Source organism: Paractinoplanes atraurantiacus (assembly GCF_900215205.1).
GTDB classification, from domain to species: Bacteria; Actinomycetota; Actinomycetes; order Mycobacteriales; family Micromonosporaceae; genus Actinoplanes; species Actinoplanes atraurantiacus.
The window spans coordinates 121,009-135,236 of sequence record NZ_OBDY01000004.1 but is presented as its reverse complement, the minus strand read 5'-3'; the positions used below and the strand labels follow the sequence as shown (position 1 = coordinate 135,236).

Genomic DNA, 14,228 nt, shown 5'->3' with positions numbered 1-14,228 from the left:
CCGGGCGTGACCGCCGTTTCCAGGTCTGGGCCGGTGACGGGCCCAAGGTCAGATCAGCGGACGGAGCCGCTGGTCATAATCATGATCATGCTTAGACGTTGTAGTACATCTCGAATTCGTGGGGGGTCGGGCGGAGGCGGACCGGGTCGATCTCGTTGGTGCGCTTCCAGTCGATCCACGTGCTGATCAGGTCGTCGGTGAAGACGCCGCCGGCCGTGAGGAACTCGTGGTCGTTCTCCAGGCTGTTCAGGACCGCGTCGAGCGAGCCCGGCACCTGCTTGACGGTGCCCCACTCCTCCGGCGGGAGGTCGTAGAGGTCCTTGTCGATCGGGGCCGGGGGCTCGATCTTGTTCTTGATGCCGTCGAGGCCGGCCATCATCTGGGCCGAGAACGACAGGTACGGGTTGCCCGACGGGTCCGGGACGCGGAACTCGACGCGCTTGGCCTTCGGGTTGCTTCCCGTGACCGGGATGCGGGTGCAGGCCGAGCGGTTGCGCTGCGAGTAGACCAGGTTGACCGGGGCCTCGTAGCCGGGCACCAGCCGACGGTACGAGTTGACCGTCGGGTTGGTGAACGCCAGCAGGCTGGGCGCGTGCGCCAGCAGGCCGCCGATGTACCAGCGGGCCGTGTCGGACAGGCCCGCGTAGCCCGTCTCGTCGTAGAACAGCGGCTCGCCGTTCAGCCACAGGCTCTGGTGGGTGTGCATGCCCGAGCCGTTGTCGCCGAACAGCGGCTTCGGCATGAACGTGGCCGTCTTGCCGTGCTCCCAGGCCGTGTTCTTGATGATGTACTTGAACATCTGCATCTGGTCGCCGGCGTGCAGCAGGGTCGAGAACTTGTAGTTGATCTCGGCCTGGCCGGCGGTGCCGACCTCGTGGTGCGAGCGCTCGACGGTGAAGCCGACGTCGATGAGGCGGCGGACCATGGCGTCGCGCAGGTCGGAGTAGTGGTCGACCGGCGCGACGGGGAAGTAGCCACCCTTGTAGGCGGTCTTGTAGCCGCGGTTGCCGCCCTCCTCCTCCCGGCCGGAGTTCCAGGCGCCCTCGATCGAGTCGACGTAGTAGAACGCCTCGTGCGCGGCCGTGGAGTGGCGGATCGAGTCGAAGATGTAGAACTCGGCCTCGGCGCCGAAGTACGCGGTGTCGGCGATGCCGCTGGAGGCCAGGTAGGTCTCGGCCTTCTTCGCCACGTTGCGCGGGTCACGCGAGTAGGCCTCACGCGTGAACGGGTCGTGGATGAAGAAGTTCAGCGCCAGCGTCTTCTGGATGCGGAAAGGGTCGATGAAGGCCGTGGTGACGTCCGGCAGCAGCATCATGTCGGACTCGTGGATGGCCTGGAACCCGCGGATCGAGGATCCGTCGAAGGCGAGGCCGTCGGTCACGACGCTGTCGTCGAACGACTCGACCGGCATGTTGAAGTGCTGCATCACGCCGGGCAGGTCACAGAACCGCACGTCGACGAATTTGACGTCCTCGTCCTTGAGGTATCGCAGGAGTTCCTCGGGATTGGCGAACAACACGTCCTCCTGGCGCGAAAAATCGATACCGGGGCGGCGTGGTCCGCCGCGTGGCTAGGCTGGCAGCGACGCTATGGGGTGGGAGTTGCCCCGGCGTATCCCAAATGTTTCTGCCGTGTTACGAACACTGTGGGTGAGGCTATCGCGTGTCGGCCGGGGCGTGTGCCGGGTCACCGAAACCTCCCCGCGTACCCTTCAGCCATGGCGGAAGCGATCGACCTCAGGCAGGTGGAGCTGGCCGGCTTCGGCCGGCGACTGGTCGCCCTGGTGATCGACTGGGCGCTGGCCACCCTGGTCGCCAGTCTGCTGGTCGACGACCTGCGGACGAACCCCTGGGCCCAGCTGGGCGTCTTCGTCGTGGTGCACGCCTTCTTCGTCGGCCTTTTCGGACAGACCCTCGGCATGATGCTGGCGAAGATCCGCATCGTCTCGGTCGTCGACGGCGGCGCCATCGGCATCGTCCGCGCCCTGATCAGGGCTCTTCTGCTTGCCCTGGTCATCCCCGCGCTGATCAACGACGGTGACGGCCGCGGCCTGCACGACCGCGCCGCCAAGTCCGTCGTGACAAAGGTGATCAAGCAGTAAGGGCCTCAGCCCCGAGGGAGGCCCGCAGAAGGGGCTCGGCCGAGGGCGGGGCGCCGAGCGCGTCCATCGCCAGCAGCGCCGCCCCGGTGATCGGCGGCACGGAAGGCACCGAGATCTCGACGTGCGGGGCCTGCCTCCGCGCGCCGGCCACCACCTCGTCGTGCAGGAGTGGATGCCGTGCGCGCAGCACGGCCCCGCCGAGCACCAGCGCGTGCGGCCGCCACAGCAGATCCAGACGGCCGGCCGCGACCCGGTGCTGGGCCAGGATCTCGGTCGCCTGCCGGCTGACCAGCCCGCCCGCGACCACGTCACCGGCCGCCGCGACCTCGAAGAGCAGCTCGCTCAGCGACGGCACCTCGTCGCGGTCGATCTCGCCCAGATGCAGGGCGATCGACACCGCCTCGACCGTGGGCCGCCCGAAATATCCGGCCACGGCGGCGCTCAGCGCGGTCGGCCGCCCGCGTCCGTCCTCGCCCCGGGCGGCCAGGCGCAAGGTCTGATCGGCCAGGTCGTGGCCGCCACCCCAGTCGCCGGAGATCGGTCCCAGGGCGACGAACCGGGCCGTACGGCCGTCGGCCGCCCGGCCCACGCAGTTGGTGCCGGCGCCGCAGACCACGGTGACCGCGTCGGGCATCGACGTGCCCGATCGCAGCAGCGCGAAGCAGTCGTTGTCGACCAGCGCCCGGCGGGCCCAGCCGGCGGCGGTGACCGCCTCGTGCAGCCGGCTCACCTCGATCGGCAGGTCGGCGCCGGCCAGGTACGCCGCGACCAGGTCGACGACCGTCCCGTCGGGAACCACGGAGCGGATGAGGCCGTCGAGGACGGCGATCGCCCCGTCGAGCCCGACGTTGTGCGGTGAGGACGTGCCGCCCCGTACGTGACCCAGCACCTCGCCGGTAGCCGTGCCGAGCACCACGTCCGTCTTCGAGTTGCCGCCGTCGATCGCCAGGTAGAGCCCGCTCATCGCGCCCACGCGAGGTGGTCGCGCCCGCTCGCGATCAGCCGGTCGGCCAGATCCGCGGCCTGGGTGTGCTGTCCGACCAGCGGGTGGGCGAGCAGCGCCCGGTACACGCGCTCCCGGCCGCCCCGCAGCGCCGCGTCGAGCGCGAGTTCCTCGTACCCCCAAACGTGCGTGACCAGACCGCTCAGATCGGGCGGAAGGGGGTTGATCGGCAGCACCGTGGGGCCGGCGGCGGTCGCGCGGGCCGAGACCTCGATGACCGCGTCGTCCGGCAGGAACGGCAGCGTGCCCTGGTTGCGCACATTGACCGAATGGACGGCATTGTCGTCATAGCCGTGCAGCGAAGCGATCAACCCGACCGCTGCCTCGGAGTAGTAGGCGCCGCCGCGCTGGCCCAGCAGAGCCGGCTTCTCGGTGAGGGTGACGTCGCGGTACATCTCGAGCAGCGTCGCTTCCATCTCGGCGACCCGTTGACCGCGCGTCGGGCCGTTCGCCGCCTCCCTGACGTGGCGGTCGTGCTCGTAGAAATAGGAGAGGTAGTACGAGGGAACGTTGCCCAGCGTGGTCAGCAGATGCTCCGGTAGGTGTACCTGAGCTGCCAATTCCGGCAAATGTGATGTCAGCAGATCCGGAAGGCGATCGACGCCGTCCACATAGGCCGCCCGTTCCCAGGTCAGGTGGTTGAGGCCGACGTGTTCGAGCGTCACCTGCGACGGCTCGACGCCGAGGTGGCCGGCGAAGCGCCGCTGGAAGCCGATCGCCACGTTGCAGAGCCCGACCGCGCGATGGCCCTCGTCGAGCAGCGCGCGGGTGACGATGCCCACCGGATTGGTGAAGTCGATGATCCACGCGTCCGGCCGGGCGCGCCGCCGGACGACCGAGGCCACGTCGAGCACGATCGGCACGGTCCGCAGCGCCTTGGCCAGCCCGCCGGCGCCGGTCGTCTCCTGGCCGACGCAGCCGCATTCGAGCGGGAAAGTCTCGTCCTGAATGCGCGCGTTCTGGCCGCCGACCCGCAGCTGAATCAGCACGACATCGGCGTCGGTCACTCCCGCGTCCAGATCGGAGGTCCACCAGATCTTCGCCGCGTGCCCGTATCGGGAAAGGATCCGGGCCGCGAACGCGCCCACGATCTCGAGCCTCTCGGCGGCCGGATCGATCAGCACCAGCTCGGTGACCATCGGGCCGAGACGAGCGAAACCATCGACCAATTCGGGTGTGTACGTCGACCCGCCGCCGACGACAGCGATTTTCATCCTTTACTCCACTATCCCTTGAAGCCAGTCAAGGTAATGCCCTGCACGAAGGCGCGCTGGGCGAAGAAGAAGATGACGATGAGTGGCGCCATGGCCAGCACGGTGGCCGCCGTGACCAGATTCCAGTCGACGTGATGGACGCTGTGGAACGACGCCAGCCCGAGCGACAGCGTCCACGCGCTCTCGTTCTCGCTGGTGTAGAGCAGCGGGCCGTAATAGTCGTTCCAGCAGTAGAAGAACTGGAACAGCCCGGCCGCCGCGATGCCCGGACGGGCCATCGGCAGCACCACCCGCAGCAGCGTCCGCCATTCGCCGCAGCCGTCGACCCGCGCCGCGTCCAGATATTCGGTGGGGATGGTGAGCAGGAACTGCCGCAGCAGGAAGATGCAGAACGCGTCGCCGAACAGTGCCGGAATGATGAGCGGCCACAGCGAGCCGGTGAGGCCGTACCGCGCCCACATCAGATAGAGCGGCACGGTGACGACCTGCGGCGGAAGCATCATCACGCAGATCACCAGGAGGAACAGCGCGTTGCTGCCGCGGAACTTCAATTTCGCCAGCGCGTACGCGGCGGGAACGCTCGACAGGAGCACGAGAGCCGTCGACGTCACCGCGTAGACGACGGTGTTGAGCAGATAGCGGGGCAGTGGCGTGACCTCGAAGACCCGGATGTAGTTCTCCGGATGCCACGAGTTCGGCCAGTAGTCGCTCGTCAATGCCTGGTCGCTGGTCATCAGCGACAGCAGCACCAGATAGACGACCGGTGTCACGAACATGATGCCGATCGCGATGGCGATGCTGTGCCTGGCGATCCAGGCCAGCTTTTTCTGACGGCGCACGCGCCGATCGGGTGCCGGCTCCATCCGTACAGGCGCCTCGAGAACGGCCGTCATGATTCCTCCCCGGAGAAAGCCTTGGCCCGGCGCAGCAGGATGAGGGTGACCGCGAGGGCCACCACGAAAAGGCCGATGGCCAGCGCGTTGGCATATCCGAGGGCGCTGTAGCGGAAGCCCACGGTGTAGAGCCACAGCGGATAGGTGAAGGTCGAGCCCTCGGGGAAGCCGAAGTTCGACGAGATCCCGCCGCCGACGGTGGCCTGCCCGCTGGCGATCGAGCCGGCCACCGCCGCCTGGTCGAAGTACTGCAACGTGTAGATCACGCCGGTGACCGCGGCGAACAGCACCACCGGGCGGATCGTCGGCAGCGTGATCGACCGGAAGCGCTGCCAGGCGTTGGCGCCGTCCAGCTCCGCGGCCTCGTAGAGGCTGGACGGCACGCCGAGCACGGCGGCCAGGAAGATCACCATCAGGTCGCCGATCGCCCAGAGGCCGAGCAGCACGAGCGACGGCTTGGCCCAGGCCGGCGAGTTGAACCAGAGCGGGCCCTCGATGCCGATCATCGACAGGAAGTGGTTGACCGGGCCGGTGCCCGGCTTGAGCAGATAGACGAAGGCGATGGTGGCGGCCACCGGCGGCACCAGGGCCGGCAGGTAGAACAGCGTGCGGAAGAAGCCGGCGCCGCGCTTGAGCTGGGTGAGCAGCATGGACAGGCCGATCGCGCCGATGATCCGCACCGGGACGAAGACGACCACCATCCACAAGGTGTTGCGGATCGACTGGAGCAGAAACGGGTCGTCCGCCATCCGCCGGTAGTTGTCCAGGCCGACCCATTCCGGCACCGACAACAGGTCGAATTTGGTGAACGAGAAGTAGACCGCCGACCCCAGGGGATAGAGGAAGAAGACGGCGATGCCGATCAGCGCCGGAGCCAGGAAGGAGAAGGTCGTCAGGCCTCTCCGCACTTTGGCGGACATCGGCTATCCGCCCAGAGTCATGACGCTGTTGATCTGCTTGTCGGCGTCGGCGAGGCCGGCGTCGATGTCCTTGACCTTGCCCGACTGGTAGTTGTTGAGGAACTGCCCGAAGGTCTCCTGATAGGCCGGACCGGAGGCGGACGGCGGCGTGGTCGACGAGTTCGGGTTGCTGAAGATGTCGATGAACGTCTTGAAGTCGGCGTCCGACTGGAGTCCCGGATCGGCGATGGCGGCGGTCGTGGTCGGGATGTTCTTGAGCAGCCCGGCCAGCTTGATGACGGCTTGGTCGTCAGTGGTCAGATATTTGATGAGCTCCCACGCGGCCTCGGGATTCTTGGCGTTCTTGCTGATGCCGAGGATGTTGCCGGTGACGTAGCCGCCGCCGTACTTGGCGGCATCGCTGGTCGGGATCGGCGCGACGCCGTACTTGAGACTCGGGGCCTGGTCCTTGACGAAAGCGAGGCGGTACTCGGCGTCGATGTTGATCGCGACCTGGCCCTTCTGGAAGGCGTTGTCGGCGCTGTATTCGTCGCCCAGGCCGGCCCGGAACTTGGTGAGGTTCTCGTAGCCGTACCAGTCGACGAGGTTCTTCTGCCAAGTGAGCAGCGTCTTCCAGGCCGGGTCGGCGCCGATCGCGGATTTGCCGTCCTCGGTCAGCCACTTGGCGCCCACGGTGGGCGCGAGATGTGCGGCCGCGTTCTCGTAGAAGTCGTACAGCGGGAGGAACCCGACCGTCTTCAGTGACCCATCGGCATTCTTGACGGTCAGTTTCTTGGCGTACGCGGTCAGCTCGTCCAGCGTCTTCGGCGGTCCCGTGAGCCCGGCCTTGGCGAACAGGTCCTTGTTGTAGAACATGCCGTAGGCGTCGGCCAGGAACGGCATGGCGCAGCGCTTGCCCTGGAATTCGGTGTACGAGCGGGTGGTCGCATTGAGCTTGCTCAGGTCCACTTTGTCGCGGTCGATGTACTGCTTCAAATCGACCCAGGCGCCGGAGGAGCAGAATTTGCCGACGATGTCGGTCGAGTAGGACAGGCCGACGTCCGGGCCGTTGCCGGCGCCGATGGCCTGGGTGACCTTGGAGTCGTCCTGGCCCGCCTTGATGGTCACCTTGATCTTCGGGTGGCTGTTCTCGAAGTCCTTGACCACCTGGGCGACCGCGTCGGCCTCGCGCTCGGTGAAGAAGTGCCAGAGCTCGACGGTGCCGGAGACCTCCGTACCGGGATCGGCGATTTTGTTTTCTTTAGGGGCCGGAGTGCAGCCGGCCGCCACGATAACCGCTGTTGTCAGGGCAAAAAGGGCATGGGGGATCCGTTTGTTCACAGTGGCCTTCCGATTTATGAGGGGGTCAGCTGTTGCGGATGTCGGTGAGCAGGGCGTTGTGAACCGCGGTGAGGCCGGCGTCCAGCGCGCCGAGCAGCACCGCGTCGTCGTCGATGGCGGTCACGGCGATCTCGCTCTCCAGCGGGGCGGCCCGGCGCATGGCCGTGCGCACCGCGGAGAGGAGCGTGACGCCGCCGGCCTGGGCGATCGGGCCGGCCAGTACTACCAGGTGGGGGTCGAGCACCGCGATCACGGCGGCCACGCCGACCGCGATCCGGTCGGCGATCTCGGTCAGGAGGTCACCGCGCGCGTCGCGGACGACCTCGGTGGCGGTTCGGCCGTTCTCGAGGCCGTGTTCCCGGGCCAGGCCGAGGAGGGCCGGGCCGGCGATCAGGTCGTGCAGGTCCCGCTTCTCGCCGGCCCGCTCGTCGCCGCCGGGCTTTCCGCCGGGCTGCTCGTCGCCGGCGGGCTTTTGGCCGGACCGCTTCTCGCGCGGCCTGTACAGCGGCATGTAGCCGATCTCGCCGGCGCCGCCGCGGGCGCCGCGCATCAGGGTGCCGGCCAGGTCGATGGCCAGGCCGAGGCCGTCCTCGCCGAGCCAGAGCAGGGCGAAGCCCTCGGTGTCGCGGCCGACGCCGCGCCGCCGCTCGGCGATGGCGGCCAGGTTGACGTCGTTGTCGACGCCGACCTCGGTCCTCAGCGCCGCCGCCAGCTCCGGCACGAGGCCGGTGCGGCCGAGGCCGGGGACGTCGACGTGGTGGATGGTCTCGGTGCGCGGGTCGTAGGAGCCGGGCACGCCCAACTGCACATGCCGCACCCGGCCGGCCGCGACGCCGGCCCCGGCGTAGAGGTCGTCGAGCACGCCGGACAGGGCGGTCAGGGTGTCTTCCTCCGCGAAATCGACGGAGGACGCGGCACGCCCGCATATCTGGCCGGTGAGGTCGCAGAGCGCGGCCACGACCGACGGGGCGCCGCCGGGGCCCACGTCGCGCACGGAGACCGCGGCCGCGTACGCCGCCTCGGGGTTGACGTTGTAGATCTCGGCCGACGGGCCCGGGCGACCGCTGTCGTGCCCGGCCACCGTGACCAGCCCGGCCTCGGTGAGCCGGCGCAGCACCTCGGAGATCGTGGGGGTGGAGAGCGCCGTCAGCTTGCGCAGGTCGGCGCGGGTGAGCATGCCGGGATCCAGCAGGTGGGCCAGCGCCGCGCTCGCGTTCATCGTGCGCAGCAGCCTGGACGAGCCGGCCGGACGGGTCACGCTTCTCTCGCCCCCTTGATTGGCAAACTCTTTAACAGTTGGCCGGGACGTTAGGAGCCGCATCGACATATGTCAAGGGCCGGTACCGCTGACGCGATACCGGCCCTTGGATTTTGCTTTTTTAGCGGGGGCGCTGCTGCCTGAAGGCGCCCTTGCTGGGGCGCATGTTCTTCGGGATGGCGCCCTTGGGCATCTGCGGGCGGGCCATCAGCGCGCCCAGGCGCTTGTCGAGCGAGTTGACGTCCTTGCCGGTCAGATTTCGCGGCATGCGCATCAGCGTGGTCCGCAGCTTCTTGATCGGGAGCTCGCCCTCACCGTTGCCGATGATGTAGTCGTACAGCGGCGCGTTGCCGATGACCTTGGAGAGGCGCTTCTTCTCCTGGCCGAGCAGGCCGCGCACGCGCTGCGGCTGGCCCTCGGCCAGCAGGATCACGCCGGGCTTGCCGATCACGATGTGCACCATGTCGAACTGCGTCGTCGACGACGCCGCGGGCCGGACACGCCAGTCGCCGCGCATGTTCTCGACCAGGGAGGCGGCGGCACCGGGCTGACCCTCGGCCGCGTTCATCATCGCCGCGTTCGACCGCAGGTTGAGCACGATCACGGCGGCCAGCAGGGTGACCAGCAGGCCGATCGGGATGTAGATCCAGCCGGCGCCCAGGAGCACGAGGAGGACGGTGAGCGCGACCGGGATGGCCACGGCCGCGATGAGCAGCGGGACGAACCACTTGTCCTGCTTCGCGGTGAACGAGAACACCTGCCCGATCTGCTTCAGGCGCGTGCCGAAAGACACCTTCTCCTGGGGGTTTGCCATAACACGGAAGTGTAGTGGTGTGCGTACGCCTTACGTGGGGTGGGCGGCCTTACGTCTCCCGTCGCCCGTGAGACGGGTGTAAATAAGGCTCCTGCCTCATGCCCCGGGGGTGCCTTCGGGCGAAGAGTTCTCGGTGTTCCCTTCCAAGGAGGCACCGATGTTCCCGTACTCCGACCCGCACATCCAGCTCGACATGCACCACCAGCGCGTCGCCTCGCTGATCGACCAGGCCTCGGAGCGGCGCCGGGCCCGGGCGGCCCGTCCCCGTCGCCGGTGGCGGCGAGCGGCCACTCCGTGAGATATCGGGGAGCCGAGTTGTCGTACCCCCATGGGATGCTCGACCTCGTGACGGCCTACAGCGAGGTTCTGGTCGGGCGCGAGCCCGACCTCGCCGCGCTGCGCGACGCGCTGAAAAGCACCCGCTCCGCCGAGCCGTCGACCGTGCTGGTCGGCGGCGAGGCCGGGGTCGGCAAGACCCGCCTGGTCGAGGAGTTCCGCCGCGGCCTGGCCGGCGACCAGGTGCGGGTGCTCACCGGGCAGTGCCTCGAGCTGGGCGAGGAGGGCCTGCCGTTCGCGCCCTTCGCCGGGGCCGTCCGCGATCTGGTGCGCGCCGAGGGCACGAGCGTGCTCGACGGCCACGAGCGTGAGCTGGCCCAGCTCCTGCCCGAGCTCGGCCCGCCGGCCCCGCAGCGGGGCCTGTTGTTCGAGGCCGTCGGCGCTCTGCTCGGCCGGCTCAGCGCCGAGCAGCCCCTCGTGCTGGTCATCGAGGACCTGCACTGGGCCGACCGCTCCACCCGCGACCTGATCGGCTTCCTGGTCCGCTCGGCCCGGCTGCCCCGGCTGCTGCTCATCGCCACCTACCGCACCGACGAGCTGCACCGCGGCCACCCGCTGCGCCCGTTCCTGGCCGAGCTCGACCGGGTCCGCGGCGTGCGCCGCCACGAGCTCGACCGGCTCGACCGCGACGGCACGGCCGAGATGCTCACCCACCTGCTCGGCGCCGAGCCCGACCCGGGCGTGGTCGACACGGTCAACGAGCGCACCCAGGGCATACCGTTCTTCATCGAGCAGTTCGCCGCCTCGGCCGACCCGGCCTGCGGCGACATCCCCGGCAGCCTGCGCGACCTGCTGCTGTCCCGCGTCGACCAGCTGCCCGAGCCCGCCCAGCGGGTGCTGCGGGTGGCCGCCGTCGGCGGCACCAGGTTCGGCCACGAGCTGCTGTCCCGGGTCGCCGGCATGCCGGAGGCCGACCTCGAGTCCTCGATGCGCGTCGTGGTGGCGGCCCAGCTCGTGGTGGTCCTCGACGCCGCCGACGACGACGGCGTCTACGAGTTCCGGCACGCCCTGGTGCGCGAGGCTGTCCACGACGACCTGCTGCCCGGCGAGCACGCCCGCCTGCACGCCCGCTACGCCCGAGCCCTCGAGGCCGAGCCCCACCTGGTCGGCCTGGGCCGCAGCGCGGCCGAGATCGCCCACCACTGGCACGCGGCCCGCGACCACCCCCGGGCCCTGGTCACGGCCAAGGTCGCGGCCGACGAGGCCGGCCACCGCTTCGCCTGGGCCGAGCAGGCCCGCCTGCTCGACCGGGTGCTCGAGCTGTGGGAGGACGTGCCCGACGCCGCCACCCAGCTCGGCCTCGACCACCTCGACCTGCTCGAGGAAGCGGCGCTGGCCGCCATCGAGTCGGGCGACCACATGCGCGCCTTCAGCCTCACCCGGGCCGCCCTGTCCGACCTGGACGCCGAGGCCGAGCCGCTGCGCGCCGGCCGCCTGCTGGTCCGCCGGGCCAAACTGCTGCGCACGGCCGGCAAGTCCGACGGCCGCGCCGAGTGCGACGAGGCGTTCCGCCTCCTGCGCGGTGCCCCCTACAGCACCGACCGGGTCCGCCTGCTGGCCGACCTGGCCCACATCCTGGCCGCCATCGACCGCGACCGCGCCGTCGAGGTGGCCGAGGTGGCCAAGGCCGACGCCACCGAGCAGGGCGACGTCGACGCGCTGGTGGCGGCCGAGATGGCGTACGGCCTGGCCTGCGCCGGCCGCATCCCGCCCACCGAGGCCCTGCCCACCATCCGCGCCGCGATCGCCCAGGCCCGCGAGGCCGCCGACCTGCCCAGCCTCACGAGGGGCTTGGTCAACCTCTCCGACCAGCTGTACGAGACAGGCGACTACGAGGCGTCAGCCGCGGCCGCCGCCGAGGGCCTCCCCGACGCTCACCGGGTCGGGATAAGCCGCACGATCGGCGTCTACCTGATGGCCAACTACGCCGAGGCCCTGATCGCCCTGGGCCGCTGGGACGAGGCCGACGCCCGCCTGGCCGAGGCGGCCCGCCTGGACCCGCCGAACACCCTGGCCCTGCACTGGCTGCGCCTGCGTTCCCGCCTGCGCCTGGCCCGGGGCCGGGACGACGCCGAGGCCCTGGTGAGCAGGTCGTTGAGCTTCCTGTCCCGCCCGTTCCTGGTGACCGAGGTCCGCCTGGCCATCCACGAGCTGCGCCTCCTGTCGGCCCTGACGACGGCCACCCCACAGGCGGCGGCCGACCTGGCCCGAGCCTCCCTGACAGAGCCGGCCATGGGCACCCTCCCGCGCTACACATGGGCGATCCTGGCCAACGCGGCCCGGGCAGCCAACAGGGCAGGTGACAAGGCCCTGGCCGAGGAGATCGCTGCCAGGGCGGCCACATTGCCCCGCCGCTTCCCCGCCGAGCGCGCCTACGCCGCCCAGACAGAGGCCTTACTGACCGGCGGCGAGCCCGCGTGGAGAGCGGCCGTAGAGGCCTGGCGCACCGACGGCCACCCGCACGAGCTGGCCACAGCTTTGCTCGACCTGGCCGAAACCTTGGCCGCCGACCGCACCACAGCCCGCACGGCCCCGCTCATCCCAGCCCCGCGCCCAGCCGCCCTCACCGCCACCTCGCCCGCGCCACCTTCCCCCGCAACGGTGACCGCTGGCCCAGCGCCTTCTCCCGCGCCGGTGATCGCTGGTCAGGCGTCTTCTGCGGCAGTGAGTGCGGGTCCGGCGTCTTCTTCTGCGCCAGTGACCGCTGGTCGGGCGTCTTCTTCCGCACCGATGAGCGCTGGTCCAGCGCCTTCTTCTGCCGCCTCCGGCCTGGCGCCTTCTTCCGCCGCCCCCGGCCTGGCGCCTTCTTTTGCTGCCGCCGCCGTCGCTGGGGCACAGACGGGCGTGGCGGAGTTGATCGCCGAGGCGATGGCGATCGCCGGCGCTCTGGGCGCCACCCCGCTGGTCGAGGCCGCGGAAACGCTGGCCCGCCGGCTGGGCATCCGCGCCGCCGCCGAGCCCGCGACCGCCGGCACCGAGATCCTCACCCCGCGCGAGCGAGAGGTCCTGCGCCTCGTGGCCGAGGGCCACAGCAACAACCGGATCGCCGCCGACCTCTACATCTCACCCAAGACCGCAAGCGTCCACGTCTCCCGCATCATCGCCAAGCTGGAGGTATCCAACCGCGTCGAGGCCGCCGCCGTAGCCCACCGCCTGGGCCTCCTGGCCGACTGACCACTTGCCCTAGATCTATTCTTTCCCTCCCGCTAGCGCATCGTTCTTCCGCGGCGCCCATCGTGCTTTTCCTGGGGGAGATAATCGCTAACTTGGCATGATCCTCATTACCTGTCGGATGGCTTTACCGACCGGTCGGTGGGATAATCAGATATGCGATACCAGCCGATCGAAGTGTTAACCCGCAATCAAACGAACGTCATGCGAGGTCGCGCCTTGGCGCGCGATTTGTCACCCGAAAAAGACGGATTCCGCCGCGAGCGCGAGCGCCGCCGCAAGTGGGGTGTCGATCAACGCCACGCCTCCAAGCTTCTGTGGTTGCGGCGCGAGGAGGGGCGCTCGGCTCAGCAGGCAGCCCAACCTCCACCGCGGCCCTCTACGGTCGCCCCGTTGGCACCGCGGGCGCCGTGAAGTCCGTGCCGCGCCGTGAAGTCTGTGCCGCGCCGTGAAGTCTGTGCCGCGCCGTGAAGTCTGTGCCGCGCCGTGAAGTCTGTGCCGCGCCGTGAAGTCTGTGCCGCGCCGTGAAGTCTGTGCCGCGCCGTGAAGTCTGTGCCGCGCCGTGAAGTCTGTGCCGCGCCGTGAAGTCTGTGCCGCGAGGGTGCCGTTACCGTTGAGGCGGTGCGACAGTCCGCGGTGCCGACATCGAAGGCGCGGTTTGTGAGTTCACCCTCGGAATGCCGTCGGCCTGACATTTATTCGGGCTTCACGAATAAGGTTTTCCGTCTTCTTGGCTGAGGCAAATCCTCCTTTTACCGCCTCAGCGCGAGATTGTGTGCGGGTGAGTGCCGAATGGTCAGTGGAAGACCTTCAGGCCGATGATTCCTGCGATTACCAGGAGCAGGGAGAGCACTCGGGGGAGGCTGGCGCTTTCGCCCAGGGCGAGAATGCCGACTACCGCGGTGAGGACGGCGCCTATGCCTACCCAGACGGCGTAGCCGGTGCCTACCGGGATGGTGCGCAGCGCGTAGCCGAGGCCGGCCATGCTGAAGAGCAGGCCTACGGCGAAGACGATGCTGGGGATCGGGCGGGTGAAGCCGGCGCTGCGATCCAGGGCGATCGCCCAGACGGATTCGAGCATGCCGGAGACGATCAGGACGAGCCAAGCCATGGCGGACGCACCTTCTTCGGTGGTCGTCTTGTCAGGCCGGGTACGACACACACTCGTCCGGGACGTCCGCTAATGCGGCATCGACTC

12 protein-coding genes and 1 riboswitch are annotated in these 14,228 nt (G+C 69.3%); of the genes, 3 read left to right on the top strand and 9 right to left on the bottom strand.

Annotation, left to right across the window (positions count from 1 at the left end):
• Nucleotides 1–91 precede the first annotated feature (91 nt).
• A complete protein-coding gene (gene glnA / locus CRP55_RS12500; protein WP_097320336.1) occupies nt 92–1,516 on the bottom strand; it encodes a type I glutamate--ammonia ligase in 1,425 nt (474 codons plus the stop codon).
• Between the two features lie 201 nt (nt 1,517–1,717).
• Between glnA and CRP55_RS12495 the strand changes: the two genes are divergently transcribed.
• Nucleotides 1,718–2,101, top strand: a complete 384-nt coding sequence (locus CRP55_RS12495; RefSeq protein WP_097320030.1) for an RDD family protein — start codon at nt 1,718–1,720, stop codon at nt 2,099–2,101.
• Here CRP55_RS12495 and CRP55_RS12490 read toward each other — a convergent pair.
• The 7 genes from CRP55_RS12490 to CRP55_RS12460 all read right to left on the bottom strand — a co-directional run bounded on the left by CRP55_RS12490 (nt 2,091) and on the right by CRP55_RS12460 (nt 9,523).
• Nucleotides 2,091–3,065, bottom strand: a complete 975-nt coding sequence (locus tag CRP55_RS12490; protein WP_097320335.1) for an N-acetylglucosamine kinase — start codon at nt 3,063–3,065, stop codon at nt 2,091–2,093. The genes CRP55_RS12495 and CRP55_RS12490 overlap by 11 nt on opposite strands.
• Nucleotides 3,062–4,318: a 6-phospho-beta-glucosidase gene (locus CRP55_RS12485; protein ID WP_097320029.1), complete on the bottom strand. Its 1,257-nt coding sequence runs from the start codon at nt 4,316–4,318 to the stop codon at nt 3,062–3,064. The genes CRP55_RS12490 and CRP55_RS12485 overlap by 4 nt, the downstream gene beginning before the upstream one ends.
• Before the next feature lie 11 nt (nt 4,319–4,329).
• Entirely contained in the window at nt 4,330–5,211 is an 882-nt protein-coding gene (locus CRP55_RS12480; protein WP_097320028.1) for a carbohydrate ABC transporter permease, read from the bottom strand.
• Nucleotides 5,208–6,131 (bottom strand): carbohydrate ABC transporter permease, encoded by a 924-nt coding sequence (locus CRP55_RS12475; protein WP_097320027.1) that lies wholly within the window; start codon nt 6,129–6,131, stop codon nt 5,208–5,210. The genes CRP55_RS12480 and CRP55_RS12475 overlap by 4 nt, the downstream gene beginning before the upstream one ends.
• Nucleotides 6,132–6,134: 3 nt before the next feature.
• The gene (locus CRP55_RS12470) at nt 6,135–7,451 is read right to left on the bottom strand and encodes an ABC transporter substrate-binding protein (protein ID WP_097320026.1); all 1,317 of its coding nucleotides are present in this window, start codon (nt 7,449–7,451) and stop codon (nt 6,135–6,137) included.
• 25 nt (nt 7,452–7,476) lie between these two features.
• Nucleotides 7,477–8,709, bottom strand: coding sequence for an ROK family transcriptional regulator (locus CRP55_RS12465; RefSeq protein ID WP_097320025.1), 1,233 nt, complete (start codon nt 8,707–8,709; stop codon nt 7,477–7,479).
• 121 nt (nt 8,710–8,830) lie between these two features.
• Nucleotides 8,831–9,523: a DUF4191 domain-containing protein gene (locus CRP55_RS12460; RefSeq protein ID WP_097320024.1), complete on the bottom strand. Its 693-nt coding sequence runs from the start codon at nt 9,521–9,523 to the stop codon at nt 8,831–8,833.
• A gap of 157 nt (nt 9,524–9,680) precedes the next feature.
• Between CRP55_RS12460 and CRP55_RS52935 the strand changes: the two genes are divergently transcribed.
• Both CRP55_RS52935 and CRP55_RS12455 read left to right on the top strand, forming a co-directional pair.
• Nucleotides 9,681–9,821: a hypothetical protein gene (locus CRP55_RS52935; protein ID WP_179855142.1), complete on the top strand. Its 141-nt coding sequence runs from the start codon at nt 9,681–9,683 to the stop codon at nt 9,819–9,821.
• A gap of 35 nt (nt 9,822–9,856) precedes the next feature.
• Nucleotides 9,857–13,033, top strand: coding sequence for a helix-turn-helix transcriptional regulator (locus tag CRP55_RS12455; RefSeq protein WP_097320023.1), 3,177 nt, complete (start codon nt 9,857–9,859; stop codon nt 13,031–13,033).
• A 793-nt stretch (nt 13,034–13,826) separates the two neighbouring features.
• Here the strand turns inward: CRP55_RS12455 and CRP55_RS12450 are convergent.
• The gene (locus CRP55_RS12450) at nt 13,827–14,141 is read right to left on the bottom strand and encodes a DMT family transporter (RefSeq protein WP_097320022.1); all 315 of its coding nucleotides are present in this window, start codon (nt 14,139–14,141) and stop codon (nt 13,827–13,829) included.
• A 16-nt stretch (nt 14,142–14,157) separates the two neighbouring features.
• Nucleotides 14,158–14,225, bottom strand: a riboswitch (guanidine-III (ykkC-III) riboswitch).
• Between the last annotated feature and the right edge of the window lie 3 nt (nt 14,226–14,228).